Source organism: Janibacter sp. HTCC2649 (genome assembly GCF_000152705.1).
Taxonomy (GTDB): Bacteria; Actinomycetota; Actinomycetes; order Actinomycetales; family Dermatophilaceae; genus Knoellia.
Genome location: NZ_CH672413.1, coordinates 215,664 through 242,149, shown reverse-complemented (window position 1 = coordinate 242,149; position 26,486 = coordinate 215,664). Strand labels below are relative to the sequence as shown.

The window sequence follows — 26,486 nt, the reverse complement described above, 5'->3', positions numbered from 1 at the left end:
CAGGGCGTCGCACGGCGCCATCCGACAACGCAGGAGCACGCACCTCGTGGCCAAAGAGACCACCGAAGAGAAGAAGCCGGGCCGGTTCGCCGAGATCCGTCAGGCCTACAAGGCCATCAAGCAGCTCGACGCCAAGATCGGCTGGGCCATGCTGCTGGCTGCCCTCATCACCTTCGCGGTGATCGTGGGGATCGGCTTCCTTCTCGGCGGCATCTGGCGCTGGTACCTCGTCATCATCGCGATTCCCGCAGCCCTGCTCGCAGCGGTCTTCGTCATGAACCGCCGCGGCAACAAGGCGATGTACGGCGCGCTCGAGGGCCAGCCCGGCGCGGCCGGCGCTGCCCTGCAGAGCATCGGCAAGCGTGGCTGGTACGCCTCGACCGAGCCGGTGGCCGTCGACGCCAACCGCGCCGCCAAGGCCAGCGACCTCTCCGGAGCCGCCATGGTCTTCCGCGCGTTGGGTCGCCCCGGCATCGTCCTCATCGGCGAGGGCCCCAAGCAGCGCGCCCTCAAGCTCCTCAAGGCCGAGGAGAAGAAGGTCAACCGGGTCGCCCCCGGCGTGCCGGTCCACCTCTGGGTCATCGGCGACGGTGACGACGAGGTCAAGGTGAGCAAGATCAGCTCCAAGCTCACGCGTCTGCGCCCGGTCCTCACCAAGGACGAGGCCTCGGTCGTCAACAAGCGCCTCAAGTCCCTCGGCGGTCTGCGCACCGGTGTGCCGGCCGGCATGGACCCCACCCGCGCCCGCGTCGACCGCAAGGCGATGAAGGGCAAGTAGGCCGCGTGCCCACTGCCGACCGCCCCGCCACGTCTCGCGGTCGCCGGATCGGTGTTGCAGGTCTCTGTCTCCTTCCCACTGTCCTGCTCGCCGCTGCGCTTGCGACCCGCTGGGTCGACACCAGCCGTTGGCGCCTCCCGGTCCTGCAAGCCGCCTTTCCGATCGTTGGCGTGGCCGCCGTCGTGTGGGCCCTGTCGCTCGCCGAGCTTCTGCGTCGCCGGATCGGCCTGGCCCTGCCCGCGCTCGTCGTCGCTCTCGTGCCTCTCACCCTGACCGCGTCGGCGATGGGTGAGAGCACGGTGGCGCCCTCTGGCAACGACGAGGTCGTCGCGGCGAGCAATCTCCAGTTCGGCAGAGCCGAGCCCGGCGCGATCGTCGACCGCATCCGCACGTTGGACGTGGACACGCTGGTTCTCACGGAGGTGACGCCCGAAACCGCGGACGCGATCGATGCGGCCGGGGCGTCCGAACTGCTTCCCCACCGCGTCGGCTCACCACAACTCGGCGCCGACGGCACGGTCATCCTCAGCCGACACTCCCTCACGAAGGTCTCGGCCGAGCACGTCCCCGGGCTCTTCGACCAACCTGTCGCCACGGTGCACGCGCCCACCGGCGACTACGTCGTGCGGGCGATGCACCCCTACCCACCGACGGCGAAGCTCGTGCGCGGGTGGCACCGCCAGCTGGGTCAGGCCGCCGACTGGGTGTCCGAGCAACCGGAGCAGACCCCGCTGGTCCTCGCAGGTGACTTCAACGCCTCGCAGGCCCACCCGGCATACCGGCGTCTCGCCGAAGGCATGGTGGACGCGCAGCGCGCCACCGGCTCCGGCTGGGTGCGCACGTGGCCGCAGGGAAGCGGCATACCCGCCTTCGTGCAGCTCGACCACGTGCTCGTCCGGCACGGCAACGTCGTGGACGCCGGAATGTCCGTCGTGCCCGGGACCGACCATGCCCTCGTCTGGGCACGGCTCGCGCTGGGCGACTGACCGCTCACCTTCCGAAATGCCGTGGCCCTGCGTGGCTGGTCAGGTCTAACGTGCGGCGTATGCCGTCCCCCACCACCGTTGCCGCGTTCGCCGGTGCGTCTCTCCTCCTGATCCTCTTCCCCGGCCCCGCGATGCTCTTCCTCGTGGCCCGGGGCGTCGCCGGTGGTCGACGGGTTGGGGTCATGTCGGCGCTCGGTGTCGAGTCCGCGACCGCGACGTTCGTCGTCGCCACGGCTCTCGGACTCACCGCCGTCCTGGCGACGTCGGCCATCGCGCTGTCGGTCGTCAGGTACGTCGGAGCGGGCTACCTCATCTGGCTCGGCATCGGGGTGCTGCGCACGCGCGGCGCAACCACGACGGTCGCGGCCCCGGTCGTCACGGCTCGACCGAGCGACTGGACGAGCTGGCGTCAGGGCTACCTCGTCGGGATCGCCAACCCCAAGGTGGCGCTGTTCTTCCTCGCCTTCTTCCCGCAGTTCCTCGACCCGGCCCGCGGCTCGATGACCGGCCAGATCCTCGTCCTCGGCGCGGTGTTCGTCGTGATCGGTCTCGTCTTCGACGCGAGCTACGGCGCGCTCGCCGGAACGATCTCGACGCGACTCAGCGCTCGACGTGGCAAGAAGTCGACCAAGGGCAAGATCGCGATCGGCCTGACCTACATCGGCCTCGGCGGCTTCACCGCCGCCACGGGGTCACGCACCCTCTGACCGTCGGACCTGCGTCAGCGGCGAACGATGACGGTGCCGGCGAGGCCGTCGTGGAAGCCACGACCGTTGCGATCGCTGAGGATCGCCGGGATGAACAGGCACAACAGCGCGGTCCGGACGACGACCTGCAGCGGGAACGAGCCCGGGCTCACCTGCAGCACCTGCAGACCCAGGAGCGCCTGACCCGGGGTCGCAGCGAACGCCGTCACGCTGAGGACGTTGATCAGGGCAAAGACCCCGAGCGGCACGAAGGCCTGCGCTCCCCCGGCCCCCAGGGCAGCGCCAAAAGCGAAGTGCGCGATGAGCTGTGCCGAGAACCAGTCCACGAGCAATCCGAGGGCGCGCCGCCACAGCGGAGCCATCGACCCGGGACCGGAAGCCGGCATGCCCAGGAGCTGACCGGCATACTCCGATGTTCGTTCCGTGCTCACCGTAGGACTGTATTCGCTCTCACTGCGGACGCCCATGACGGGTCGCCGCGACCTCTGGCAGGGTGTAACACCGGTGAAACATTCGGGTCATGGACGAGAAACCCTTGCCACATAGGGTCTGGATCATGCCCGGGCGCCGCCCGACCTTCCCCTTTGCCTAGGAGGCCCCACTTGTTCAGCTCTGCTGACGAGGTCCTGTCGTTCATCAAGGACGAGGACGTCAAGTTCGTCGACATCCGTTTCTGCGATCTGCCCGGTGTCATGCAGCACTTCAATGTGCCGGCCCAGTCGGTCGACGAGGACTTCTTCAAGAATGGCCAGGCGTTCGACGGATCCTCGATCCGCGGGTTCCAGGCCATCCACGAGTCCGACATGAAGCTCATCCCCGACGTGAGCTCGGCGTTCCTCGACCCGTTCCGTGAGCACAAGACGCTCATCATGAACTTCTCGATCGTCGACCCGTTCACGGACGAGCCCTACAGCCGCGACCCGCGCAACATCGCGGCCAAGGCCGAGGCCTACCTCAAGTCCACCGGCATCGCCGACACCGCGTACTTCGGTGCCGAGGCCGAGTTCTACGTCTTCGACGACGTGCGCTTCGAGACCAAGGCCAACGCGTCCTACTACTACGTCGACTCCATCGAGGCCGCCTGGAACACGGGCCGCGTCGAGGAGGGTGGCAACAAGGGCTACAAGACCCGCTACAAGGGCGGCTACTTCCCCGTCCCGCCGGTCGACCACTTCGCTGACATCCGCGACAACATCTGCCTGAACCTCGAGAAGGTCGGCATCAACGTCGAGCGCAGCCACCACGAGGTCGGCACCGCTGGTCAGCAGGAGATCAACTACCGCTTCGACACGCTCCTCGCCTCCGGCGACGACATGATGAAGTTCAAGTACGTCGTCAAGAACACGGTGTGGGGCATCGGCAAGACCGCGACCTTCATGCCGAAGCCGATCTTCGGTGACAACGGCTCGGGCATGCACACGCACCAGTCGCTCTGGAAGGACGGCGAGCCGCTCTTCTATGACGAGCGCGGCTACGGCGGTCTCTCGGACCTCGCGCGCTGGTACATCGGTGGCCTGCTCAAGCACGCCCCCGCGGTGCTCGCGTTCACGAACCCGACGGTGAACTCCTACCACCGCCTCGTCCCGGGCTACGAGGCTCCGGTCAACCTGGTCTACTCGGCGCGCAACCGCTCCGCATGTGTGCGTATCCCGATCGCCGGCGACTCGCCCAAGGCCAAGCGCATCGAGTTCCGCATCCCCGACCCGTCGAGCAACCCGTACCTCGCGTTCGCCGCACAGCTCATGGCCGGCCTCGACGGAATCAAGAACCGCATCGAGCCCCCGGAGCCGGTCGACAAGGACCTGTACGAGCTCCCCCCGGAGGAGCACGACGCCATCGAGCAGGTTCCGGGTTCACTCCCGGCCGTGCTCGAGGCACTGCAGGCCGACCACGAGTTCCTGCTCGAGGGCGACGTCTTCACGCAGGACCTGATCGACACCTGGATCGAGTGGAAGACCAAGAACGAGGTCGACCCGATCCGCTTCCGCCCGCACCCGCACGAGTTCGAGATGTACTTCGACATCTGAGCAAAACCGCAGGTCAGAGGCCTAGACTCCTGCCGCAGTCCTTGACGAGTCCTCACGAGCATTCAGCGCCACTGCCACGGCGGCTCGTGAGGACTCGTCCGCGTCCGGCCACAGGTGGCCGTAGGTGTTGAGCGTCGTGGTGGCTGTGGCATGGCGGAGCCTGGTCTGGACCACCTTGACGTCGAGCCCGGAGGCGATCAACAGCGACGCGAGGTAGTGCCGCAGGTCGTGGAACCGGAAGCCCTCCGGGAGCCCGGGGACCTGCCCCCTCTTCGCCCGGATCGCCCGCTCGATCGCGTACGGGGTTGTCGCCCGTCCGTCCTCGGCGGTGACGACCGTGGTGCCGCCGTACATGGCATGGTTCGCCGATAGCAGGAGGGCCAGCTCCGAAGGCATTGGCACGGCCGTCATGCTCATCTCGGACTTCAGGGGCACGTCCGGGTACTGAATCTGCGGAGTCACGACGCCTCGCATGTAGTCCACGTCCTGCACACGCAGCGCCGCCGCCTCGGACACCCGCAGACCGACAAACGCCCCGAGCAGAATGGCCACGCGTAGGTGCGCAGGCATGACATCGTGGAGAGCCCACACCTGTTCCGTCGTCGCGACATGTGGCCGCTGCCTCGCCTGCGGGGGCGAGGTGCGCCTTGAGCACGGTGACTTCTGAAGGATCCCGTCGTGCACGGCATCGCTCATGATCTGAGCGAACCTGCGGTACATCGCGTACGTCGTCGAGGGCGCATACCGCTCCCCCAGCGTCACCGTCCAAGCCTTCACGTCCGACGGTTTCACCGCGGAGAGCGGAGTGGAACCGAAGTCCGCCTTGATTACCTTCACGTGCACGGCAGCCTGCCGGACCGTGGACTTCCGTCGGGTGCCGTACCCGACGAGCCAGGAGTCGCACCAGTCAGACACGGTGGTACGCGCCACCTTCGGGTCCACGTAGTTGCCCGTCACGATGGAGGCCGTCACCTCGTCGATCCAGCTCTTGGCATCGACCTTGCGCCTGAAATGACGAGCGTGCTGGCGACCAGCGGCGTCGTAGTACCGCGCGCGCCAGACCCCGTCAGGTCGCTTCTCGATATTGGCCATCGTCACAGTCCTTCTGATGCCAAGCGGCTGATTGGCGGTCTGCCCGGGATCGAGATCATCGGGGATGTGCTGCATTGAAGGGCCGAGGCATCGCACCTACCCACCGTCACTCGACGGCCAGCGGGCCGACGCACATGACGCCCACGGCAGCGGTCTGAGTCTCAACGACCTCGCCCCCCGACTATCCCCCTTGTCCAGTCCGCGGGGCAACACGCATCCAGGTCGCATGGGTCTGTCGAGCCAAGGTCGGGACCAGCGCGCTAGCCGGCGGCCTTCGCGCCGCCACTACTCCCCTAGTCCACCGCTTCTGAAGACTGGTTATCAAGCCACGAGGCGACCTCCGTGCGCCAGTAGCGAACGCACCGTCCGATCCTGAAGCTACGCGGCCCTGTTCCGAGGTGGCGCCAGTAGCGCAAGGTTGCGACCGGTACCCGGACCATAGCGGCGACTTCCTGCAAAGTCAGTAGCTCGTCGTCGGCGTGAGTAGATGCACGCTGGATAGCGTGGGGTGGGGTAGTGCTCACTGTGGATCTCCTTCGTCCAGCGCCAGCCACCTACTGCCGACGACAACATCGATGTCGACCTAAAGCGCGGAACCGAGCCGATGTGGTCACCCAGCGACGCCGTACGACTAGATATGCCCCAGATCCAAGTCCGGGGCGCGGCTCGTCACGGATGTTCGGTCGCAGCCTCCCCATCGTTGCTGGTTTGGTTTACCGGATCTGGCTCCCCTCTGTGTCAAGAGGCGGCCGGGAACGGGGTTCTAGGATCGGTGGTGGCGGGTCCGGGAAGTGGCTTGTCCGAAGAGTTGGTGTGGGGCTGTGAGCCGGCCGCGCTGGAGTCAGAGTCGTCGCCCCGTTGCCCTCCCGGGCCCGTCCCAATGTGTCGGGCGGCGTCGTTGACCATGGTCCGGTACACGATGTCGGACAGGCGCCGTTTGAGCAGCCGCATGGACTCGTTCGAGGTCTTGCCGCGGGCTTTGCTGCGGTCGAAGTAGTCGCGGCCCTCGGTGGGGTTGCGCAGCTGGACGGTGGCCATGATGTGCAGCACCCGGTTGATCTGACGGTTGCCCCCGCGGGACAGCCGGTGACGGACGTTGTCGCCCGAGGATGCGTCGATGGGTGCGGTGCCGGTCCATGAGCCGAAGTGGTTCTTGTCCGGGAACCGGGTGATGTCACCGACCTCGACGAGCAGCCGTGCGGCTCCGGAAGGGCCGATCCCGTTCAGGGCCATGAGCGTGGTGCTGGTCGCAGCGACCAAGGCTGTCAGCTCTTTGTTCGCGGCCTTCTTGCGCTGATAGATCCGCTCGAGGTCGGCGATCAGCTCAGCCGCGACCCGACGCCGCGTTTTGCCGGCGGCATCGCGCGGGCGGACGGTCGCGAGCAGCTTCTTGGCCTGGGCGGCGGACAGGTCCTTCTTCGCGCCGCCGGGGATCAACTCGAGCAGCAGGTGGTGGACCTGCGACATCTTGCGGGTGTGCTCCTCGCCCAACGACCTGCGCCGGTCGACCAAGATCCGCAGCACCGCCAGGTCCTCGTTGTCGACGACAGGTCGCAAGCCGCTCATCCGCGTGCCGACCAACGCGACCGAGTGCGCGTCGGTGGCGTCAGTCTTGCGGCCCTGCCCGGTAGCGAACACCCGCGCCCGAGCGGACAGCTTCGGTGGAACGTCAACGACCTGCTCGCCTTCGGCCAGGAGCCGGTTGGCCACGTGCCGACCGATGCCCTGGCATCCCTCGATCGCCCAGACGCGGTCAGGCCACGCCTGGACGTAGCGGCGCATCGCGGCATGGCCGTCACGGTCGGTGGCGAAGCGCCCTGTCCCGACGATGGTTTCGTCCTTGGTCATGACTTCGATCGTGACTGAGCGTTTGTGTGGGTCCATCCCGATGACGACTCGCGATGCCGTGTCCATGGTGTCCTCCGAACTCGAACCTGATGGGTGGTCGAGCTGGGAGGGCAACGCTACTTCGAGCTAGGGCAAACCCCTCTTGAGCCTCTCCCGCTCTGGCGACGTCCGGGGATGCGCAGGCCAAATGAGAGCCACACCGAGGTGAGCAGCCGAAATGAGAGCGACAACCCCGAACGCCTAGACCGAGCCTCGTCAGATCCCGGCCATGCCGTCAATGAAACAAGTAGCCGATGTCCGGTAAACCTAGTCGCGGTCAAATCGTCGAGAGCTGATCGACCGGCACAGTAGTGTGCGCGGGTGCCGATGGTTGCTGCTCAGTTCCCGTGGGAGATTCCCGAGCCCTCACACGTATTGATTGCATCGGCTCTCGCGCATGGCCGCCCGGTCGCCTTGGCGGGCAGTCCTCCCCGGCTCAATGGATTCAGTGACGCCGAGGTGGCGCGATGATATCGCGCTCTCGCGGACGTCATCCTCGCGCTCCACGACCCTGGCGGAGCACGTTCGCTGGTGCAGTTGGAACACGAGCCTGCAGATCAGACGTATCCAGTCTGGGAGTCGCTGGTGATGCGGACTGGCGCCCAGGATGACGCGGAGGTCATCGCGTTGGCCCGCGAGGTGTGGGAGGCGCTGGGTCCCAACGAGTACGCCCGCCAACTTCGGGCACGTCCGCGAACCTCCCGCGGATTCTTTGAAGGGCGTGCATGGCGGGCCCTCGGAGTATTCGGGATGGTCGCCATATCGATTGCCGCAGAGGAGGCAGGGTTGCGGTGGTGGCTGTGGCTTCCAGCGCTATTGGCTTGGCCCGTGGCAATCCTCTCGATCTTTCGCTGGCGGTTTCGCCGAGCTGAACGGCGCGGCGGCGCGGAACTACCGCACCTCTAGGGCCAGGCAATTTCCGGATCTGCCCCAGATCGGCCGGTCCGCTCGTGGGGGAAGATTCCCCCATGCCTTGGAAGCCTCAGTTCCCTCCTGTGTCGCCACACCCGGCGCAAGACTTCGACTTCCGTGTGGCGGAAGTGCTCGCCATCGGCGAAGGGCGCGTCGGACACGTGCTGGTGTTCGCTGAGCCCTATGCGCAGCAGACTGGTCATTTGTGGTGGAAGAACATGTCCCATCCGAAAATGACGCTAGAAGTCTGGTCGTACATCGACGGCGAGTTCGACGATACGTTCTTGTCCGACATCGGGGACGCTGTCGAACGCTTGCAGCGCGGCGAGTGGCCTGTGTGGCCGATCCAGGATGACGACGCTCGGACCTACCTGTTGGTGTGGCTGGGCATTGAGGAGTCACGCCGAGTGTCAATAGAAGCGTTCGGTCTGGACCTCGATCAGGAACGGCGCCGGCGCAAGCGCGCCGAATGAGGACTACCGGACATGCCGCGTGCAGGACGGCTACGCTCGTCCGACTTTGCCGCGTGGAGGACGGCTACGCTCGTCCGACTTTGCCGCGTGGAGGACGGCTACGCTCGTCCGACTTTGCCGCGTGGAGGACGGCTACGCTCGTCCGACTTTGCCGCGGTCCGCGCTTGCTTTCCTTGACGGCGGCGACGGGTTCACCGCCTCTGTTCGAATGGGCGCACCTCGCCGAGCATGGCCCCATGCTTGCCGTGGACGATCACTCGAGGTGACCGTCGCTTGGTCGAAGCGAGGATGACCTGGCCGTGCCAAGGCACCAAGACCGTACGGTTGTCGAGCATGAGCGATTCCATGTCGGCGCTGATCCGTGGGACGACGTAATGAATCCAGCGACGGCTCCACGGCCACCGGTCCGCTCCCCCTTGGCCGTCATGGACCCCGCCGCTGCCATCGATCGCGATGAGCTCGGGATCGATTCCGGTATCCGCGGTCTCGGACCTGCTCGGCGGCGGCGGTGCTTCTGCCACCCGATTGCCGGGCCATTGTCGCCTGTTCGGCTGCGTCCCGTCTGAGACGTGGGTCCTGAGCAAGCATGGAGCGCGCTGGCACACGCCGGGCAAACAAAAGTGATTGTTCAGGGTCGGAAGGCTGAGCAGACGTACGACGCCGGCGAGTCGCCTCCCCGGTACTCGCGGTAGCGATCCACCTCATTTGCTGATGGTGGTGAACCGCGTTCCGTCCTTTGAGCTGAGCACGTCCTGTTCGGTCACAACGAGGACCTCCAGGCCTGCCTTCGTCACGCTGGCGCTCATGGCTTGCGGAGGAGGGACGCTTGCGCCGGTCAATCGCCATGTCTGAGCACCATCGACGCTCATCGCTACTGCCCCGTCGGGGGTGACGCCCGCGACCGTTCGTGCGTCACCCCATGCGACCTGCAGCAGCGGCGGTGCACCTGCGATCGGCGCCCATGTGACTCCTTGGTCCTTGGACGCCATCAGCCCGGTCTGGGTGGTCGCGAGAACGGTCTTGCCCTCCGGGTCGGAGGAGAGCGTTCGCGGCTCTCCGGGGAGGGCGCCAGTTGACCACGTTCGGTGGTCACTCGTCCGTCGGAGCTGTCCGTCGAACGCGATGAGGGTGTCGCCGGCTTGCGTGAGGGTGTGGAAGTCCGACTGTCCGCCCCGTGAGAGGACCGTCCAGGTCTTGCCGCTGTCCGTGCTCTCGAGGAGGCCCATAGGCTGAGGAAGCTCGCGGACCATGTTGGGGTGGCCTGAGGCGTAGTAATGGCCCGGACCGGCAATGGTGAACCCCATGAGGTCGACGATCGGGCCGACCCTCGTGGGGCCGTCGGGGCCGTACCGGAAGAGGCCTTCGTGCGTCGCCAGCAGCAGGGCACCGTCTGCAGGGTCTCGGCCAACCCCGTGGACGTGCGCCGACGGCAGTGTTGCGCTGGCGACGGCGCTTGAGACGGTGGGCGCTTGGGCTGCGTTGTCATCGGCGTTCGCCGAACACCCAGCCAGCAATGTCAGCGTGATCCCCAGCGCGACTATCGCGCGGATTCCGTGAGATGCCGAGCGGTGCATTGAAGCCTTTCGGGCGAAGGAGGTCGGATGGTGTGCTAGCCGACTGTTAGAGGAGGGCCTTCATCGTGGCGATTTCCTTGTTCTGCCCATCGACGATCGCCTGGGCCATCTCCTTGACCTCTGGGTTGCTGGTCGTCTTGAGAACGTCCTGCGCCATGTCGACAGCACCCTCGTGGTGCTGGATCATCATGGTGAGCCACATCTCGTCGAAGGCGGCACCATTTGCTGCCGACAGTTCCTTCATGTCTCCATCGGACATCATCCCGCCGTCGTGACCGCCGTGGCCCCCGTCCGCGGACATGGGCGCCTTCCACTCCTTGAGCCAGCCGGTCATCGTCGCGATCTCCGGGTCCTGGGCGGCCTTGATCTGCTGCGCCAGCGCGGTGACCTCGGGTGAGGACGCGCCCTCGAGGGCCATGTCGGCCATCTCCACGGCCTGCTGGTGGTGCGGGATCATCATCTGCGCGAACTCGACGTCGTCCTTCTGGCCTGCGTAAGCGTTCTCGGACGCGCTCGACGACATGGAGCCCATGCCACCGGGCGCCGCGGACCCGGCTTCGTCGGTTCCGCAGGCGCTGAGCGTGAGGACGGCCGTGATGCCGAGCCCGGCAAGGATGGGGTAGCGCTTGTTGAGGTGCACGAGAGTTTGCTCCTTGAGTTGCGTCTTCGATCGTGGTGGCGCGCACCCGGGCGAAGGGGAAGTCGGGTGCGGGCCGGTGTCCAGCATGCGGCGCGACGATGGGCCTCTGATCTGGATTTGCTGAAGGTTTGATGAAGATGGGCTTGAACCGGCTGATCGGCCCTATGGCGACTGGTCGGGATTCGCGTCAGCCGCCGCGGTGCGCTGCGGGTTCGGCTGCACGTTGCGTGGGCTTGGTGCCCTCGACTGTCTGTGGTGGGGCGGGGAGCCGGAGCCGCTTGAGCATCAGGGCGTTGACGGCGACGATGACACTAGACCCGGACATCGACAGGGCTGCGGCCTCGGGCCGCAGCACGAGGCCCAGTGAGGGTTCGAAGACTCCGGCCGCGATGGGCAGCGCGATAACGTTGTAGCCGACGGCCCACCCGAGGTTCTGGCGCATCTTGCGCAGCGTCCCCCGGCCGACTCGCAGCGCGATCGGCACGTCCAGCGGGTCCGAACGCATGAGCACGAGGTCGGCCGTCTCGATGGCGACGTCCGTGCCGGCCCCGATCGCGATGCCGAGGTCCGCCTGGGCCAGGGCAGGTGCGTCGTTGACGCCGTCGCCCACCATCGCGACCCTCCTGCCCTGTGCCTGCAGCTCGGCGACCTTCGCGGCCTTGTCACCCGGGAGCACCTCGGCGATCACCGTGTCGATCCCGAGCTGGCGGGCGATGCGTTCGGCCGTGGCCTGGTTGTCGCCACTGAGCATGACGACCTCGGTGCCGAGCTCGTGCAGCTCACGGATGGCCTGCTCGGAGGTCTCGCGGACCGCGTCGGCCAGGGCGATGACTCCGGCTCCGCGCCCGTCCACGCCGACGAGCACCGCGGTGCGCCCACTGGCCGCGAGCTCCTCGCGACGAGCGAGCAGTGGGCCGACGTCGATGCCCTCCTGCACCATGAGCTTGCGGTTGCCCACGACGACGCGGTGACCGTCGACGTCTGCCACGGCCCCGTGTCCGGGGACGTTGCGGAAGCCCGAGGTGACGGGCGGAGAGATGCCGCGCTGCACGGCATACGCGACGATGGCGCCGGCGAGGGGGTGCTCGGACTCGCGCTCGACGGCGCTGACCAGGCGCAGCAGCTCGTCCTCGTCCGTGCCGTCGGCGACCACGACGTCGGTGACCTCGGGCTCGCCCTTGGTGAGGGTGCCGGTCTTGTCGAGGACGACGGTGTCGATGCGGGCAGCGGACTCCAGCGCGGTGGCGGTCTTGAACAGCACTCCGCGTCGGGCGCCCAGCCCGGTCCCGACCATGATCGCGGTCGGGGTGGCCAGGCCGAGGGCGTCGGGGCAGGTGATGACCACGACCGTGATGGCGAAGAGAAGGGCGACCTGCACGCTGGCGCCGACAGCCAGCCACACGAGGAAGGTCCCGACGCCGCCGATGAGCGCGACGAGGACGAGCCACAACGCGGCGCGGTCGGCGAGCCGCTGTCCGGGGGCCTTGGAGTTCTGGGCCTCCTGCACCAGGTGGACGATCTGTGCGAGCGCCGTGTCGGAGCCGACCTTGGTGGCCCGGACCCGGAGCGTGCCCGTGGTGTTGATCGAGGCGCCGATCACCTCGGAGCCGGGTGTCTTGCCCACGGGCATGCTCTCGCCGGTGACCATCGACTCGTCGATCTCGGAGATGCCGTCCTCGACGATGCCGTCCACGGGCACCTTGCTGCCGGGTCGGATGAGCACGAGGTCGCCCACGACCACGTCGGCGGTGGGGATCTCCACCTCCTCGCCGCCGCGAAGGACGATGGCCCGGGGCGGTGCCAGGTCCAGGAGGGCGCGGATCGCGTCGTTGGCACCCCCGCGCGCACGCATCTCGAACCAGTGCCCGAGCAGCACGAACGTGGTCAGCATCGCGGCGGCCTCGTAGAAGACCTCGCCGCCGCCCGTGACGGTGACGCCGACGCTGTAGAGCCAGCCCGCGCTGACGGCCACGGCGACCAGCACCATCATGTCGAGCGTGCGGTTGCGCAGCGCCCGCCAGGCACCGTCGAAGAAGATCCATGCGGAGTAGAAGACGACCGGCAGGCTGAGGAGCAGGGCGAACACGTCGTCGCGCAGCCCGAACGGAGTCGGCGCCTCGAAGCCGAGCATGTCCCGACCCATGGGCGACCACAACGTGATCCCGGCGGTGAGCACCAGGGCGACAAGGAACCGGTTGCGCATGTCTCGGGCCATGTCAGCCATCGACATCCCGGCGTGCCCACCGTGGCCCATCATCTCGTGCGACGAGTGAGTGCTGGGCCCACCATCTGCGGGCAGGGCATGCCGGGCGTGAGCCTCGTGGCTGTCGACCACCGCAGCGTCTTCGTGGAGCGCCGTGGAGCCATGACCGTTCCGGAGGGCCGCGTGGCCCGTTGCAGGCTCCCCCATCGGCTCGCAAAGGTGGTCCGGCACCGACCGACCCGAGCAGTGATAGCCGCAGTCGCGAACCCACCCCGCGAGCTCCGACACTGACGTGACCCCGGGGTCGTAGGTCACGGTGGCGGTCTGGTTCGCGGCGTTGGCCTCGACGGCCTCAACGCCGTGCCGACGAGTCAGCGTGGACTCGATGGCGCGAGCGGAGGTGGCCCAGTGCAGGCCCCCCAGCTGTAGGACGGTCCTCTGACTCATGACAACGCATCTCCGTAGGTCGGCTCGAACTAACGTCATGCACGACAACAGCATACCCCCACAGGGTATTTCTCAGGTTAGTACCGGCGCCAGGGCACGGGCAGCAGCACCGCGGCCATCAAACCCACGCCCAAGAGCGCATACGCGATGGCAGCCGAGCTCCACACACCTGTTCCCACGAGCGCAAACGCGATGAACAGCATCAGCATGGAGCAAGCCAGAAGCATCTGAGCGTGGCCCTCGTCATCACTGTGGGACTTGCCTGCCGGCTGGCCGTCAGGACCGCCAATCAGAAAATTGGATGTCGTCTTCGTAGGTGTGTCGTCCTGCCACTGGCCCGGGCGCGGTCTGGGGTGGGGTTCCCAGAAGGTCCTTCAATGTCCATATCGTCCTTCCCTTCTTTCCATGTCCACCGTGATCCACCGAAGTGGAGGTAGCAGGAGGGCCACCATGAAGGTTTGCTGAAGGCTCTACGCGTGGTGCTCGGCGTGCTGCACCGTTGAGGTTGCGCCAGGGCTCGGCGCATCTGTCGGGGCGCCGTCTGCCCTGACGGCTGGCCCCATGACAAGAGCCGAATTGCGGAAGATGTTTGTGAAGACGGCTATCGCGATGGCCGGTGCACCCCACTCCCGGAAACCTACGGCGACGGCTTGGAAGGGAAGCTCGGAGCGGACCCGGCGATCGCTGATGGTGGACCAGCAGCCCGCGGCGGATCCATGACTCGCGCCGCCGGAGCTCCTGGCGCCGAGAAAGAACATTGGAGACAAGTGAGACCCTCATGCTCATCCACTCCGCTCAATTAGTGAGCCATGTGCGCGTTCGGCTCGGCTCCGCCATGTGGGGCAGGCACGTCGCGCATGACTGCCTCCTGGGCGGGCACGGTGACCGACGAGAAGCTGATTCCGTTCGGCTTATCCCCCATAGGGATGCGAGCCACCACGCGCAGTTCCCCGAGGTCGATGACGGCGACATCGTCGCCGTACAGGTTCGTGATGTAGGCGTGCCGGCTCGTGGGGTCCACGACGATCCCGTGGGCGCCTTGACCGGTCTCCACCGTTCGGACCACCGTAAACGTCTTGGTGTCGATGACCGACACCGTCGTGCCTGGCCGGTCCTCTCGCCCTTGATTGGCAACCAAGAGGTACCGGTCATCCGCAGTCGCGAAGGTCTGGATCGGCCCATCCCCCACAGCCACCCGGCCCAGCACCCTGAGGGTCGCGACATCGACCTTCACCACGGCGCCCTCGCCGCTGACCGACGTATAAACGAAAGCGCCATCCGGCGAGAAGGCCACCTGGACCGGCGCCTTTCCGACCTCGACGTCCGCGACCTTGGTGTTGCTCGCGGTGTCCATGAAAGTGAGGGTGCTCCCTGCGACGTTCGCGACGACCACACGGCTGGGACGCAACCCGTGCGGCCCGGCCCCCACCGGAATCTCCGCCATAGGGGCCATCGTCACGGAGTCGATTGCTGTCACGGTGCTGTCGGCGCCGTTGGTCGTGTAGGTCGTTCGGCCGTCGGGGGTGAGGACGACGTGCGCGGGCGCCCCGCCGGTTGCCGCAACACCATGAAGTTGCAGGGACGATGCGTCGAACATCACCGCAAGCGAATCATGACCACTGACCGCCCAGAGACTCTTGCCGTTCGGCGAAACCTGCACGTTATGCGGCCCCTTCACGCCTTCGACCGTCGTAGCCACTGTGTTGCTGGCCGTGTCAATGGCGCTCAGGCTCGCACCGTCCTCGTTCGCGACCCACACCGTCCCCGCGACCATCCCCAGGTGGGCCGACGCAACGCCGCTGACTCCGGAGGACCCCGCCATCGGCTCGCGGTCTCCGCTCCCAACGAAGACGACAAGCACGCCCACAGCCATTCCGGCCGCTGCCACCAGAGGAACGACAAGGCGCCAGCTCCAATAACTTCGCGCGATACGGCCCGCCGGTGTGCCATGTGCCATGTGCCGTGAACGCTGCGTTGCTCATGAGGGGCTCCGGGTCGCTTTCGATGGGCGGTGACTCTGACAGGTTGTTTTGGCCCCACCGTGACGGTCTGATCAGGCCCCACTGGCGACGCGCCGGGGTGGTTGTGACGGTTTGATCTGGCCCCACCTCAGCCTTGCTCTCATCAGAGCACTCGAGGGATCGGGGTTGGGATGGGATCACGTGTGGAGTTGTTCGCTGCGATACGTCGGGACGCGCGGGTCGAGGAGGTCTCGATCCGCGAGTTGGCACGCCGTCATGGGGTGCACCGGCGCACCGTCCGTCAAGCGCTGGCAGTAGCTGAGCCACCGCCTCGGAAAGCACCCACGAGGTCGTCGCCGCGGTTGGACCCGTTCAAGGACGTCATCGACGGGATGCTGCGCGCTGACTTGGACGCACCGCGGAAGCAGCGACACACCGCGACCCGGATCCGGGCCCGTCTGGTCGACGAACACGGCGCGACCGGGCTGTCGTATTCGATGGTGCGGGACTACGTGCGGGTGCGGCGGGCGCAGGTTGACCTTGAGGGTGGCCGTCGGGTTGAGGCGTTCATCGCCCAGCAGCACGGCCCGGGTGAGGAGGCCGAGGTCGACTTCGGTGAGGTTTGGGTTGTCCTTGGGCGGGGTGAGGACCAAGTGCTACATGTTCGTGCTGTGGCTCTCTCACTCGGGGAAGGCGATCCACCGGGTGTACCCGACCCAGGCGCAGGAAGCGTTCCTCCAGGGGCACATCGAGGCGTTCGACGCGATCGGTGGGATCCCCACGAAGCACATCAAGTACGACAACCTCACCTCCGCGGTTACTGCCGTCGTCCACGGCCCCGGCCGGGCCAGGGACGAGAACGACCGGTGGGTGCTGTTCCGGTCGCATTACGGCTTCGACGCGTTCTACTGCCAGTCCGGGATCGAGGGGCGCCCACGAGAAGGGTGGCGTCGAAGGTGCGGTCGGTTGGTTCCGCCGCAACCACCTGGTCCCCATGCCCGAGGTCGACTCCCTCGATCAGCTCAACGAGCAGATCAAAACGTGGGAAGCCGACGACGAGGACCGGCGCATCAGCGGACACCTCCACACGATCAGGCACGACTTCACCGCCGAACAACCACTCCTGCGACTGCTGCCGACCGAGGTGTTCGAACCCGGACTGGTGCTCAACCCGCGCGTCGACAGGTCCTCGATGATCAGCGTGCGGATGGTGAAGTACTCCGTCCCAGCGCACCTGATCGGCCGCCGCGTCCGCGTCTCCCTCCGCGCGACCGAGGTGATCGTCTTCGAAGGCCGGGCCGTGGTGGCGGTGCACTCACGCTGCGTGACGCGGGGCACGAGCCGGGTCGTCCTGGATCACTACCTAGAGGTATTGCGGTTCAAACCCGGAGCCTTGCCCGGGTCGACCGCCTTGGTGCAGGCCCGTGCAGCCGGTGTCTTCACCGCGGCACATGAAGCGTTCTGGGCGGCCTCGCGCAAGGTCAACGGCGACGTCGATGGCACCCGCGAGCTCGTCGACGTCCTACTGCTCCACCGCTCCCTCACGCACGAACAAGTCATCGCCGGGATCACCGCTGCTTTGACCGTCGGTGCGGTGTCAGCGGACGTCGTCGCGGTCGAAGCCCGCCGTCACACCCACGACACCACATCCGTGGGTGGAGCCATTTCTGACCGTCATCACGTTGCTCGAGGTGATGCGCGCGAGCAACGCGTTGTAAGTCTCACTCAACGCCGCCTGACCGACCCGGCCGCAGTGATCGCCGGCCCGCCGACCGACACTCGCCCGGTCCCGTCCGTGGCGGCCTATGACGAGCTGCTCCCACGACGAGGCGCCACCACCCCACGAGTCGATGATGTGAAAGCGAGTACCAGTTGATGAACCCGACACCAGTGGCCACCCCGGTCAGTCCGACGTTGCGTCGTCGGCGCGGCATGACCGAAGAAGCCGCGATCGCTGCGGTCGATCAAGCCTGCCGTCGGCTTCGCCTGCCCACGATCCGGGCACTGGTCGACGAGGCCTTGGCAGTAGCGAAGAAGGAGCAGTTGACCTACCAAGGGTTCCTGGCCGAGCTGCTCCTGGCTGAGGTCGATGACCGCGACCGCCGCTCCTCCGTGCGCCGCGTCAAGGCGGCCGGGTTCCCCAGGGACAAGTGGCTCGGGGACTTCGACTTCGACGCCAACACCGCCGTCAACCCCGCGACTGTGCACGACCTCGCCAAGGGTGACTGGATCCGGCGCGGCGACCCGTTGTGTCTGATCGGGGACTCCGGCACCGGCAAGTCCCACCTACTCATCGCCCTCGGCACGGCGGCAGCCGAACAGGGGTACCGGGTCCGCTACACCCCCTGGCCACCAAGCTCGTGAACGAACTCGTCGAGGCCGCCGACGACAAACAGCTCGCCAAGACCATCGCCCGCTACGGCCGCGTCGACCTTCTGATGATCGACGAGCTCGGCTACATGGAACTCGACCGCCGCGGCGCCGAGCTCCTCTTCCAGGTCCTCACCGAACGCGAGGAAAAGAACTCCATCGCGATCGCCTCCAACCAGTCGTTCTCCGGGTGGACCGACACCTTCACCGACCCACGCCTGTGCGCCGCGATCGTTGATCGGCTCACCTACAACGGAACCATCATCGAAAGCGGCACCCACTCCTACCGCCTCGCCCACAGCCGAGCCCAAGCCGGGAGCTGAAGGCTACGGCCCTCGCGCCTGGCTTGTCCGGACGGGGAAACTCTGGGCACCTGGGCAGCGCAGCTCTACGACTTTGACCTTTTGACGACGCGGACCCCGTGCTGACGTGACCTTGGCTCGTCAACGGACGCCCCTTGGGGTGCCCGGCGGCGGCAAGCCCCCACAGAGCTCCGCGCAGGTTCGCCTAAGATTCGCTGCATGGTTGTAGCCGAGGATCTGTACAGGCGCGTGGTGCGCCTGCTCATCGTCCTCGTGTGCGCCACCGGCGCGACATTGGGGTTCGCCGCCGGTGCACACGCCACGACTCACTCGGTGGCGGGGGCAGCCACCCCGGGTCACCATCACTCGCCGAGCGCGCCCACGCCTCAGGCGATGGACGAGAGCACGCAGGTCCGCACCACGCGCCGTGTCGCGGTCGGCGCTGTTCGCAAGATGTTGGAACCCGTCCTCGCGGCGTGGGCGGGTCTGCGGTCGCTGGTGCGTCGCCTTGCCCCGCCCGTCCTGACTCCATATCTGTGGCTGGGTCGCCTTCGGCTTGCCGGTTCACCGGAGCAATTATCCGTCCATAGGACGTAGACACCTCCCTTGCACCTGAGTCCGCTGCCCCGCGGATCTCGTCGCTACCTGCGCCGGCCTGCCATTTCTGCGCGGACCTGCGCGTCTCGATGGCTTGACCACGCCCAGAAGCAGTTCTTCGAGCCCGGAGAGAAGGCGCCCTTGGCGGACATGGGGCACGGTCTGGCCGATGGTCACGTCGCGTTTCTCTACCGCCCGGACATCTCTGCCGCCGACCTGGACGCACTGCGCGCGGTGATCACCGAGGTTCCCGGCGGCGTCACCGTCGCAGGCCCGGTGTCGAACCAGAAGAGCGCCGTGATGGCCGTGACCGAAGAGAAGACCCTCACCTGCGGCGCCGTCGACACCAAGGCGCTCACCTCCTTCACAACCACCTGGCTCGACAGCGTTCGCGGCTAACGCCCAACGAACACACCACGTCATCGGAGCACCCTCATGACTGACACGCACCCCTCGCCCCACCCTCCGGTCACCCGCCCCCCGCGTGCCGGGCGTCTGGAAGCCATCGACGCTGCTCGAGGCGTGGCGCTCATCGGCATGATGATGATCAACCTCGGGACGGTCCGCTCCGACGGCTGGTTCAACAAGCTGTGGACGTTGCCCTTCGGGCGCGCCTCCATCTTGTTCGTCCTTCTTGCCGGCCTTGGCATGACCTTGTTCTTCGGTTCCCGACGCGAGCACACCCGCCGCTGGCCCGTGCTGATCTGGCGTGCGCTGATCTTCTTGGTCGGCGGTCTCGCCCTACAGATCCTGACTCCAGCGGTCAGCGTCATCCTGCCCACGTACGGGCTGCTGTTCCTCGGGGCGCTGTGGTGGCGCCGGTTCTCCGACCGCGCGCTGGCTGCGGTGACAGTGCTGATGCTGATCGTGGGTCCGGTGGTGGTGCAGGGCCACCAGATCCCGGGCGAGCACAAGACGCGGATGCCCACGCTAGGGGAATCCCCGAGCACCGTGATCCATTCACTGTTCCTCTCCGGCGCCTACCCCCTCCTCGTCTGGGTCGTTCCCTTCCTGGCCGGCATGTGGTTGGGCCGCCACGACCTGCGGGACCGGCACGTCCAGAAGCGGCTCATGCTGACCGGGGCGACCGCTGCAGCCCTGGGCTTCGTGGCCAGCCAAGTCTCAACCCTCCTCCTGGGGTCGGAGGCGGACTACGGCTGGCATCGCCTCTTGACTGGCGCCGCTCACGGCCAGATGCCGCTCTGGTTGGTGAGCAGCATCGGCAGCGCCGCCTTCGTCATCGGCGCCACCTTGTGGTTCTGGCCCACGATCCGCCGGTGGGTTCTTCCTTTGGCATATGCCGGCCAGCTCGCCTTCACCCTGTACGTCACCCACTTCTTCGTCATCGCCGCCATGGGCGGCCGCATCGAATCCCGCGTCGTAGGAGTGCCCGTCACCGTTGCGCTGGTCCTGGCGTTCACTGCGGCAGCGACCCTTTGGGTGCGCCGCTGGGGTGTGGGCCCGCTGGAACGAGTGCTGCGCGCCTCGTGGCTCACCAAGATCTCTCGAGGAACATCGTGAACAAGAACAGCAACACCCGCCCACCGACCCGCCGCCAAGCCCTCAGCGGCCTGCTCGGAACGACCCTGCTCGCCGCGGGATGCTCCGGCGGCGAACCCAACGCGACACCCACCGCCTCAACAACGACTACATCTGCGCCGCCCTCACCGCGCCCTCCAGCCCTTGGGGCCTTCGGGGCAAACACCGGTCACCCGTTGGCCACCGACGCGGCCATGGCCGTCCTCACAAACGGTGGGAACGCCGTCGATGCCGCGATCGCCGCCGCGTTCGCCGACGCCGTCATGCAACCCGCCTCCTCAGGAATAGGCGGCGGAGGGGTCAGCATCGTCGTGCGTGGTGACCAGCGCGCCAACCACGACTACCGCGAGGTCGTGGCACGCTCCGGGAAGGTGCCGGCAAGTGGCGTCGGGACACCGGGATTCGTGGCAGGCATGGCCGACCTGCACTCCCGCTACGGCACTCAGAAATGGGCCGACCTACTGGAACCGGCGATCGCCATCGCTGAGGAGGGTGGACCGGTCTCGGGGTACTTCGCCGACACCTTGGCCACGGCGCTCGGGCGACGGGTCGTTCGCGATCTGGAGCACTTCCACCGCAAGGACGGCACCGTCCTGCGCCGTGGCGACATCCTCATCCAGAAAGAGCTGGCAAAGACGATGCGCCTCCTGGCCGCCGAGGGCGCACAAGCGTTCTACAGCGGGCCGCTCACTGCCCAGCTCGCCAAGGTGCCGGGCCTTGATGCCGCGTCGCTCAAGGCCTACGAGATCCAGCACTCCACGCCCGCCAGCGGCGCCTTGGGCGACTACACGTTCCTCTCCGGTGCGCCGGCGCTACCGGGTGGGGCGATCATCCAGATGGCACAGATTGCCGAAGCCCTCGGAGTCGGGAAGGTGGCCCCGGACTCTGCCGAGTTCATCGATATGCAGTCGCGCGGCTGGCAGGTGGCGGAGCGCTCGGTCCACCGCTGGTTCGGGGATCCCGACTTCGTCGACGTCCCCCTCGAGGACATCACGGACCGCGCCCGCAACGCAGCCCTGGCGGCGAGCCTGAAACGTGAACCGCGCGCCCGGACCGGGCCCGACAACACCGGTGACCCCAACACCACACACATCTCGGTCATCGACGCCGAAGGCATGGCCGTCTCGATGACCAACACCATCACCAGTTACTGGGGATCGCAGACCTACACAGGCGGCTTCTTCCTCAACGACCAGCTGGGCCGCTTCGACCTCATCGGCAACACGACAGCCAACCGTCCGCAGCCCGGTCGACGGTCCGTCACTTGGAGCTCCCCCTCCATGGTCCTGGACAGCACCGGCCGGCCGGCCCTGGTCATCGGGGCACCCGGAGGCAGCCAGATCCCCAACACCACCGCGTCCGTGGTCCTGCAGTGGGTGCTGCTGGGCCAAAACCTCGACCAGGCTGTCCCGGCACCCAGGTTCAAACTCGACAACGGGCTCATGCGGCTCGAGTCCAACCGGCATGTCGCCGCCTTGCAGAAACTGGGCTACCGCACCAAGGTCATGCCGAAGTCCTACCGGGCCTCCTGGGGATCGGTGCAGGCCCTGGCCATCGACTGGGAAGCGCGAGCGGTTACCGGAGTCGCCGACACCCGACGCTCCGCAGGGGTGGCCGTCTCCAACTGAGTTCCTTGATCGAGGAGGTGCTCAAGAGGTCGCTAACACACTCCTTGGCCCGACCTCAGTCAGCGGCCTCCACGTGGGTCGCCTTCGCGTGTTCGGGATAGGCATGGACGACCGCAGCGGCGAGCTTGGGAACGGCGCGCACGAGATCGTCTTCGGCGCGGTGGGCGATGTCGTGGGCCTGCCCGAGGCTGGCGTGCGGGTCCACCGCGAGGTCGGCGTCGGCGTGGATCTCGTGACCGATCCACCGCATCCGGACACGACGAACCCCTCGCACGCCCTCGACTTGGGACAACGCCTGCTCGGCGGCGTCGACGAGTTCGGGTTCGACACCGTCCATGAGTCGGCGGAACACGTCCCGGGCGGCGGTGCGCAGGACCAGCAAGATCGCCGCCGTGATGACCAAGCCGATGACGGGATCCGCCCAGTCCCAGCCGATCGCGACACCACCTGCACCCACGAGTACCGCGAGTGAGGTGAGGCCGTCGGTGCGGGCGTGATGTCCGTCGGCCACGAGGGCGGCCGAGCCGATGGCCTTGCCTTCGCGAATGCGGTATAGGGCGACTGCTTCGTTCCCCAAGAAGCCGATGAAGCCCGCGACCGCGACCCAACCGAGATGGCTGATCGGTGACGGGTCCGCGAGCCTGCTGATCGCCTGCCAACCAGCGAGGACCGCCGACAGGGCGATCATCGCGACGACGAACAGACCGGCCAAGTCCTCGGCTCGTCCGTACCCGTAGGTGTACCGCTTTGTGGCGGCGCGACGACCAAGGACGAACGCGAACCAGAGCGGGAGCGCGGTCAGTGCATCCGAGAAGTTGTGGATCGTGTCGGCAAGCAGCGCAACCGAACCGGTGAAGGTCACCACAACCACCTGGAGGACAGCCGTCACCATCAGCCCGACGAGGCTGATCTTCACGGCCCGGATCCCACGCTCACTCGAAGCCAGCGCGGAATCGATGGAGTCCGCGGCATCGTGTGAGTGCGGGGCCGCAGCATGCCGGATCCGACCCCACCACCCGGCATCGTGGTCGTGGTTGTGGTCGTGGTCGTGGTCGTGCGAGGCAGTCATCGGGCGGCCTCGCGCATCTCGGTTGCCGCTCCCCGATGGTGGCTGGGCACACCGTCGCTCGCGTGTTCGGCGTTGTGGACCGCGTCCCGCACGAGGTTGGCCACGTGGTCGTTCTCCAAACGGTAGAAGACCTGGTTGCCGTCGCGTCGCGTCCTCACCAGCCGTGCCATGCGCAGCTTCGCCAGATGCTGGGAGACCGCCGGTGCAGGCTTGCCCGCAGCCTCAGCGAGCTCGTTGACCGACAACTCAGCCTCAAGCAGAGCCCATAGCACCCTGATCCGCGTGCCGTCGGAGAGCATTCGGAAGACCTCGACGGCCAACTCCACCTGCTCGCTCGGCAGGGAAGCCACTCGCGCATCTGCACTCATACGCAGATTCTAAAGCAAGGAGGAGAGAGTTTTCTTCACGTCTGAGCAGCTACGCACTTTCTGCGTGACCTCACAACCCCACGGCTCCCCGTGAGCGGGCGACGAGCCCGGCCATCAGTGGGGCCAAATGGGGACGTCACAGCGGGGCCAACTGAGGTTGACATAGTCTGGGCGGCGGCTCGCGGGCGCACCGTGATCCGCTATCTCCGCACCCTGCGCCACGAGCCTCAGATGAACGACGTCGATTTCCTCAACGTTGGATCAGGGTTCGGACGAAAACCACTACCCCACGGAACTGGGTCACTTACTACCCGACTGTCCAGCCGCGCTGAAACCTCCAGGTAGGGGCTGCAGGCGCTTAGGGGTGTTCAGATGCGCGTTGTCGGCAGGGAGGCAGCCTGCCCCCTGGGGGTATCTGTTCCGATCAGTGCCGATGGCCTGGCATCAAGAACATCATCGCGGCCATCATGGCCGTGCACAGGAGTGCGTAGGCGATGGCGCCCGTGCCCGCAGCGCCGGTAGCCACGAGCGCAAAGACGATCAGCAGCATGGGAACGCAGCACAGCAGCATCATGAGACCGTGACCGCGACCATGACCGTGAGGTTCTTCCGAGCGTCGGTCCTCGGGATGGTCAGGCATCTGCTCAGTTGTCCTTGCCGCCGTGGACGTCTCGTCATGCCAGTGAACCAGCGGGCGGTCGCCGTTCGGTGTGGTGCTCATGACGGTCGTCCTTTCAGTGATGCTGGGACGTGCCCCAGCTTCTTGTACAGCGGGCAGTGGCCAGTCGCGCCGGTAACCACGAGGTCGAGCCCGGCGAGGCCCAGCAGGGCCTTAAGGATCACCGCGAGGCCGGAGCCGGCGTCCTGGAGGAGCAAGACAGCCGCAAGTACGGCTGCTGCGCCAACGACGATTCTGGCGATGCGTTCAGCGGGGGTGATGTTCACGGAGGGTCTTTCGATGCCCATGTTGTCCTTCCCTTCTTCCATCTCCACCGTGGTCCACCGAAGTAGAGGTAGCCGCGGGCCCTTGGTGAAGGTTTGCTGAAGGCTTTACGTGTGGTGCTCGGTGTGCTGCACCGTTGGCGTTGGGCCAGGGCTCGGCGCATCGGTCGGGGCGCTGTCGGCGCTGATGGCGGGCCCTACAACAAGAGCCGAGACGAGGAACATGGCTGTGAAGACGGCGATCGCGATCGCCGGTGCACGCCACGACCCGAACCTGCGGTGGATGCGCCTGAGCATCGGGATCGACAGGAGCAGGCCTACGAGGTAGAGCGCCGCGTTACCGCCCGCTCCGGTCAGGAACGCGGTACCCGCGATCAGACCGACGTGGTGCAGGACGTGAGGGATGAGCCCGAGAACGGAACCGATGACGGTGCCGGTGGCATCCCGGACGGCTGCCAGGCGGCTGGGCTTCCGGTCAGCCACGGTAGGACAGGGTCGTCATCATGCCGGCCTCGGCGTGGTAGATGTTGTGGCAGTGGGTCGCCCACTGCCCGGGGTTGTCAGCGTCGAGGTCGACCTCGACGGCCGCCATGGGCCGGACGATCACGGTGTCCTTGCGTGCCCCTGTCTCGCGGAGTCCGAAGGTGTGGCCGTGGACATGCATGGGGTGAAACATCATCGACATGTTTCGCAACCGCAGCCTGACCCGCTCGCCTTGCCGGACCCCGAGCGGGTCTGCGTCGTCGAAGGTCTTTCCGTTGATGGTCCACCGGTAGTTCCTCATTGACCCGCCCAGGACCAGGTCGTGCTTGCGATCGACCTGTCGGGAGCGCAGGGCGACCTGGGGTGCGGCGCGCAGTTGAGTGCCGAGAACGACGTGCTTGCGCAGCTCGGTGGGCTTCACGTTGGGAGAGGGGGCTTCACCGCCCGCTGTGCGAACCAGGGCCATCCCTTGGCCGGATTTTCCCTCGGCGGATGCGACCAGCGGAAAGGTCCCATCGCCCAGAGTCACGAGGACGTCGAAGCGCTCGCCCATCCCGACCAGCAACGCGTCCGTCTCGGTCGTGGCCACAGGGAAGCCGTCGCTGTGCGTCACTGTCAGGCGATGTCCACCGACCGCGACCCGGAAGGCAGTGTCCGACGCCGCGTTGATCATGCGGATCCGCACGCGCTGGCCGGGCTTCGCACTCAAGGTGACGGGAGAGGCAGGTACCCGTCCGTTGATGAGGTAGTGGGGGTAGGCGACATCACCGGCGCCACCGATAAGCGGTGACTGCATGTCCCCGCCCAGGCCTCCCATCGGCATCCCGCCCATGGAGCCGTGGTCCATACCGCCCGCGCCCGCGCCGCCCTTCCGCAGTGCGGCGAGCACGTCGTCGGGTGTCTGTCCGGTGCCGTCCACCCAGTCGTCGAGGACGACGATCCATTCCGCGTCATAGGCGCCGGGCTCGGCCGGGTCATCCACCACCAGTACGCCGTACAACCCTCGGTCGAGCTGCACTCCCGAGTGCGGGTGGTAGAAGTACGTGCCCGGGTCAGGAACGGTGAAGTCATAGGTGAACTGCTTGTTGGCCCCTATGGGGTTCTGGGTCATCCCGGGTACACCATCCATGTCGTTACGCAGCGCCACGCCATGCCAGTGCACGCTGGTCGATTCGGGAAGGGCGTTGTCGACCGTGACCACCACCCTGTCCCCCGCCGTGGCCCGCAGCAGCGGACCGGGCACACCGTCCCCATAGGCCCAGCTGCGCACCACGGGACCGCCCAGGTCCAACGTTGCCTGGCGCGGGGCCAGACGCGCAGTGACGGTGCGCTGGCCCGCCGCCCGCCGCCCCCGCTCGGCTGTCTCGACGGCCCTGGACGAGGAGGTGACCGCTGTCCCGGAGGACGTGCTGCACGCTGCCAGGCCACCGACAGTCAGCAGTCCGCCAGCGGAGCCGAGCAGGACGGTACGTCTGCTGATGGCGGGCATGCTCCGCGCCTC

At 66.9% G+C, this 26,486-nt stretch carries 23 protein-coding genes and 2 pseudogenes; 10 read left to right on the top strand and 15 right to left on the bottom strand.

Annotated features, from left to right (window positions below):
* Window positions 1-46 precede the first annotated feature (46 nt).
* From JNB_RS01190 to JNB_RS01180, 3 genes are read left to right on the top strand one after another with little or no spacing between them, the layout of a single operon-like run.
* A complete protein-coding gene (locus tag JNB_RS01190; protein WP_009774557.1) occupies window positions 47-778 on the top strand; it encodes a DUF4191 domain-containing protein in 732 nt (243 codons plus the stop codon).
* A 5-nt stretch (window positions 779-783) separates the two neighbouring features.
* Entirely contained in the window at window positions 784-1,764 is a 981-nt protein-coding gene (locus JNB_RS01185; RefSeq protein ID WP_009774556.1) for an endonuclease/exonuclease/phosphatase family protein, read from the top strand.
* 59 nt (window positions 1,765-1,823) lie between these two features.
* Window positions 1,824-2,471, top strand: coding sequence for a LysE family translocator (locus tag JNB_RS01180; protein ID WP_009774555.1), 648 nt, complete (start codon window positions 1,824-1,826; stop codon window positions 2,469-2,471).
* 14 nt (window positions 2,472-2,485) lie between these two features.
* Here JNB_RS01180 and JNB_RS01175 read toward each other — a convergent pair whose 3' ends face one another.
* The gene (locus JNB_RS01175; protein ID WP_009774554.1) at window positions 2,486-2,902 is read right to left on the bottom strand and encodes a hypothetical protein; all 417 of its coding nucleotides are present in this window, start codon (window positions 2,900-2,902) and stop codon (window positions 2,486-2,488) included.
* Window positions 2,903-3,073: 171 nt separating this feature from the next.
* Here JNB_RS01175 and glnA point away from each other — a divergent pair, with 171 nt between their 5' ends.
* Window positions 3,074-4,498: a type I glutamate--ammonia ligase gene (glnA, locus tag JNB_RS01170; protein ID WP_009774553.1), complete on the top strand. Its 1,425-nt coding sequence runs from the start codon at window positions 3,074-3,076 to the stop codon at window positions 4,496-4,498.
* 21 nt (window positions 4,499-4,519) lie between these two features.
* Here glnA and JNB_RS01165 read toward each other — a convergent pair whose 3' ends face one another.
* From JNB_RS01165 to JNB_RS01155, 3 genes are all read right to left on the bottom strand, one after another.
* Entirely contained in the window at window positions 4,520-5,665 is a 1,146-nt protein-coding gene (locus JNB_RS01165) for a site-specific integrase (protein ID WP_009774552.1), read from the bottom strand.
* Window positions 5,666-5,883: 218 nt separating this feature from the next.
* Window positions 5,884-6,114: a helix-turn-helix domain-containing protein gene (locus tag JNB_RS22265; RefSeq protein ID WP_202795211.1), complete on the bottom strand. Its 231-nt coding sequence runs from the start codon at window positions 6,112-6,114 to the stop codon at window positions 5,884-5,886.
* A gap of 214 nt (window positions 6,115-6,328) precedes the next feature.
* Window positions 6,329-7,474: an IS110 family transposase gene (locus JNB_RS01155; protein ID WP_148232539.1), complete on the bottom strand. Its 1,146-nt coding sequence runs from the start codon at window positions 7,472-7,474 to the stop codon at window positions 6,329-6,331.
* Window positions 7,475-8,445: 971 nt separating this feature from the next.
* On the opposite strand from JNB_RS01155, the gene JNB_RS01145 reads away from it, so the two are divergent.
* Window positions 8,446-8,862, top strand: coding sequence for a hypothetical protein (locus JNB_RS01145; RefSeq protein ID WP_148232246.1), 417 nt, complete (start codon window positions 8,446-8,448; stop codon window positions 8,860-8,862).
* A gap of 191 nt (window positions 8,863-9,053) precedes the next feature.
* Here JNB_RS01145 and JNB_RS21225 read toward each other — a convergent pair whose 3' ends face one another.
* The 5 genes from JNB_RS21225 to JNB_RS01120 all read right to left on the bottom strand — a co-directional run bounded on the left by JNB_RS21225 (window position 9,054) and on the right by JNB_RS01120 (window position 15,587).
* Window positions 9,054-9,383 (bottom strand): hypothetical protein, encoded by a 330-nt coding sequence (locus JNB_RS21225; protein ID WP_148232245.1) that lies wholly within the window; start codon window positions 9,381-9,383, stop codon window positions 9,054-9,056.
* A 180-nt stretch (window positions 9,384-9,563) separates the two neighbouring features.
* A complete protein-coding gene (locus JNB_RS01140) occupies window positions 9,564-10,436 on the bottom strand; it encodes a F510_1955 family glycosylhydrolase (RefSeq protein WP_085942687.1) in 873 nt (290 codons plus the stop codon).
* Between the two features lie 46 nt (window positions 10,437-10,482).
* Window positions 10,483-11,076 carry a DUF305 domain-containing protein gene (locus JNB_RS01135; RefSeq protein WP_009774548.1) on the bottom strand — a complete coding sequence of 198 codons (594 nt, stop codon included), beginning with the start codon at window positions 11,074-11,076 and terminating at the stop codon, window positions 10,483-10,485.
* A gap of 187 nt (window positions 11,077-11,263) precedes the next feature.
* Complete coding sequence (locus tag JNB_RS01130) at window positions 11,264-13,726, bottom strand: cation-translocating P-type ATPase (protein WP_009774547.1); 2,463 nt, start codon at window positions 13,724-13,726, stop codon at window positions 11,264-11,266.
* Between the two features lie 799 nt (window positions 13,727-14,525).
* Complete coding sequence (locus tag JNB_RS01120) at window positions 14,526-15,587, bottom strand: hypothetical protein (protein WP_237700576.1); 1,062 nt, start codon at window positions 15,585-15,587, stop codon at window positions 14,526-14,528.
* Between the two features lie 291 nt (window positions 15,588-15,878).
* Here JNB_RS01120 and istA point away from each other — a divergent pair.
* The 5 genes and pseudogenes from istA to JNB_RS01090 all read left to right on the top strand — a co-directional run bounded on the left by istA (window position 15,879) and on the right by JNB_RS01090 (window position 22,123).
* Window positions 15,879-17,563: pseudogene (gene istA, locus JNB_RS01115) on the top strand (IS21 family transposase).
* Window positions 17,563-18,380: pseudogene (gene istB, locus JNB_RS01110) on the top strand (IS21-like element helper ATPase IstB). Before istA ends, istB begins: the two co-directional pseudogenes overlap by 1 nt.
* A gap of 717 nt (window positions 18,381-19,097) precedes the next feature.
* On the top strand, window positions 19,098-19,355 hold the full coding sequence (locus JNB_RS22135; protein WP_371176610.1) for a DUF3105 domain-containing protein: 258 nt from the start codon (window positions 19,098-19,100) through the stop codon (window positions 19,353-19,355).
* A 36-nt stretch (window positions 19,356-19,391) separates the two neighbouring features.
* Window positions 19,392-20,477: a DUF418 domain-containing protein gene (locus JNB_RS01095; RefSeq protein WP_009774537.1), complete on the top strand. Its 1,086-nt coding sequence runs from the start codon at window positions 19,392-19,394 to the stop codon at window positions 20,475-20,477.
* Window positions 20,474-22,123 (top strand): gamma-glutamyltransferase, encoded by a 1,650-nt coding sequence (locus JNB_RS01090; RefSeq protein ID WP_148232268.1) that lies wholly within the window; start codon window positions 20,474-20,476, stop codon window positions 22,121-22,123. The genes JNB_RS01095 and JNB_RS01090 overlap by 4 nt, the downstream gene beginning before the upstream one ends.
* A 55-nt stretch (window positions 22,124-22,178) precedes the next feature.
* Here the strand turns inward: JNB_RS01090 and JNB_RS01085 are convergent, their stop codons facing one another.
* The 6 genes from JNB_RS01085 to JNB_RS01060 all read right to left on the bottom strand — a co-directional run bounded on the left by JNB_RS01085 (window position 22,179) and on the right by JNB_RS01060 (window position 26,474).
* Window positions 22,179-23,192 (bottom strand): cation diffusion facilitator family transporter, encoded by a 1,014-nt coding sequence (locus tag JNB_RS01085; protein WP_009774535.1) that lies wholly within the window; start codon window positions 23,190-23,192, stop codon window positions 22,179-22,181.
* Window positions 23,189-23,560, bottom strand: a complete 372-nt coding sequence (locus JNB_RS01080) for a metalloregulator ArsR/SmtB family transcription factor (protein ID WP_040883441.1) — start codon at window positions 23,558-23,560, stop codon at window positions 23,189-23,191. The genes JNB_RS01085 and JNB_RS01080 overlap by 4 nt, the downstream gene beginning before the upstream one ends.
* Before the next feature lie 424 nt (window positions 23,561-23,984).
* Window positions 23,985-24,281, bottom strand: a complete 297-nt coding sequence (locus JNB_RS21220; RefSeq protein ID WP_148232267.1) for a hypothetical protein — start codon at window positions 24,279-24,281, stop codon at window positions 23,985-23,987.
* Entirely contained in the window at window positions 24,278-24,547 is a 270-nt protein-coding gene (locus JNB_RS01070) for a YgaP-like transmembrane domain (RefSeq protein ID WP_009774532.1), read from the bottom strand. Before JNB_RS01070 ends, JNB_RS21220 begins: the two co-directional genes overlap by 4 nt.
* A 63-nt stretch (window positions 24,548-24,610) precedes the next feature.
* Window positions 24,611-24,985 (bottom strand): hypothetical protein, encoded by a 375-nt coding sequence (locus JNB_RS01065; RefSeq protein WP_009774531.1) that lies wholly within the window; start codon window positions 24,983-24,985, stop codon window positions 24,611-24,613.
* The gene (locus JNB_RS01060; protein WP_009774530.1) at window positions 24,978-26,474 is read right to left on the bottom strand and encodes a multicopper oxidase family protein; all 1,497 of its coding nucleotides are present in this window, start codon (window positions 26,472-26,474) and stop codon (window positions 24,978-24,980) included. The genes JNB_RS01065 and JNB_RS01060 overlap by 8 nt, the downstream gene beginning before the upstream one ends.
* Window positions 26,475-26,486: the final 12 nt, after the last annotated feature.

Coding starts and splice junctions, on each gene's coding strand:
- JNB_RS01165 (WP_009774552.1), bottom strand. CDS start 5,665: ATGCAGCACATCCCCGATGATCTCGATCCCGGGCAGACCGCCAATCAG.
- JNB_RS01180 (WP_009774555.1), top strand. CDS start 1,824: ATGCCGTCCCCCACCACCGTTGCCGCGTTCGCCGGTGCGTCTCTCCTC.
- JNB_RS01070 (WP_009774532.1), bottom strand. CDS start 24,547: ATGGAAGAAGGGAAGGACAACATGGGCATCGAAAGACCCTCCGTGAAC.
- JNB_RS01095 (WP_009774537.1), top strand. CDS start 19,392: ATGACTGACACGCACCCCTCGCCCCACCCTCCGGTCACCCGCCCCCCG.
- JNB_RS01080 (WP_040883441.1), bottom strand. CDS start 23,560: ATGAGTGCAGATGCGCGAGTGGCTTCCCTGCCGAGCGAGCAGGTGGAG.
- JNB_RS01140 (WP_085942687.1), bottom strand. CDS start 10,436: ATGCACCGCTCGGCATCTCACGGAATCCGCGCGATAGTCGCGCTGGGG.
- JNB_RS01130 (WP_009774547.1), bottom strand. CDS start 13,726: ATGAGTCAGAGGACCGTCCTACAGCTGGGGGGCCTGCACTGGGCCACC.
- JNB_RS01155 (WP_148232539.1), bottom strand. CDS start 7,474: ATGGACCCACACAAACGCTCAGTCACGATCGAAGTCATGACCAAGGAC.
- JNB_RS01085 (WP_009774535.1), bottom strand. CDS start 23,192: ATGACTGCCTCGCACGACCACGACCACGACCACAACCACGACCACGAT.
- JNB_RS01060 (WP_009774530.1), bottom strand. CDS start 26,474: ATGCCCGCCATCAGCAGACGTACCGTCCTGCTCGGCTCCGCTGGCGGA.
- JNB_RS21220 (WP_148232267.1), bottom strand. CDS start 24,281: ATGAGCACCACACCGAACGGCGACCGCCCGCTGGTTCACTGGCATGAC.
- JNB_RS01145 (WP_148232246.1), top strand. CDS start 8,446: ATGCCTTGGAAGCCTCAGTTCCCTCCTGTGTCGCCACACCCGGCGCAA.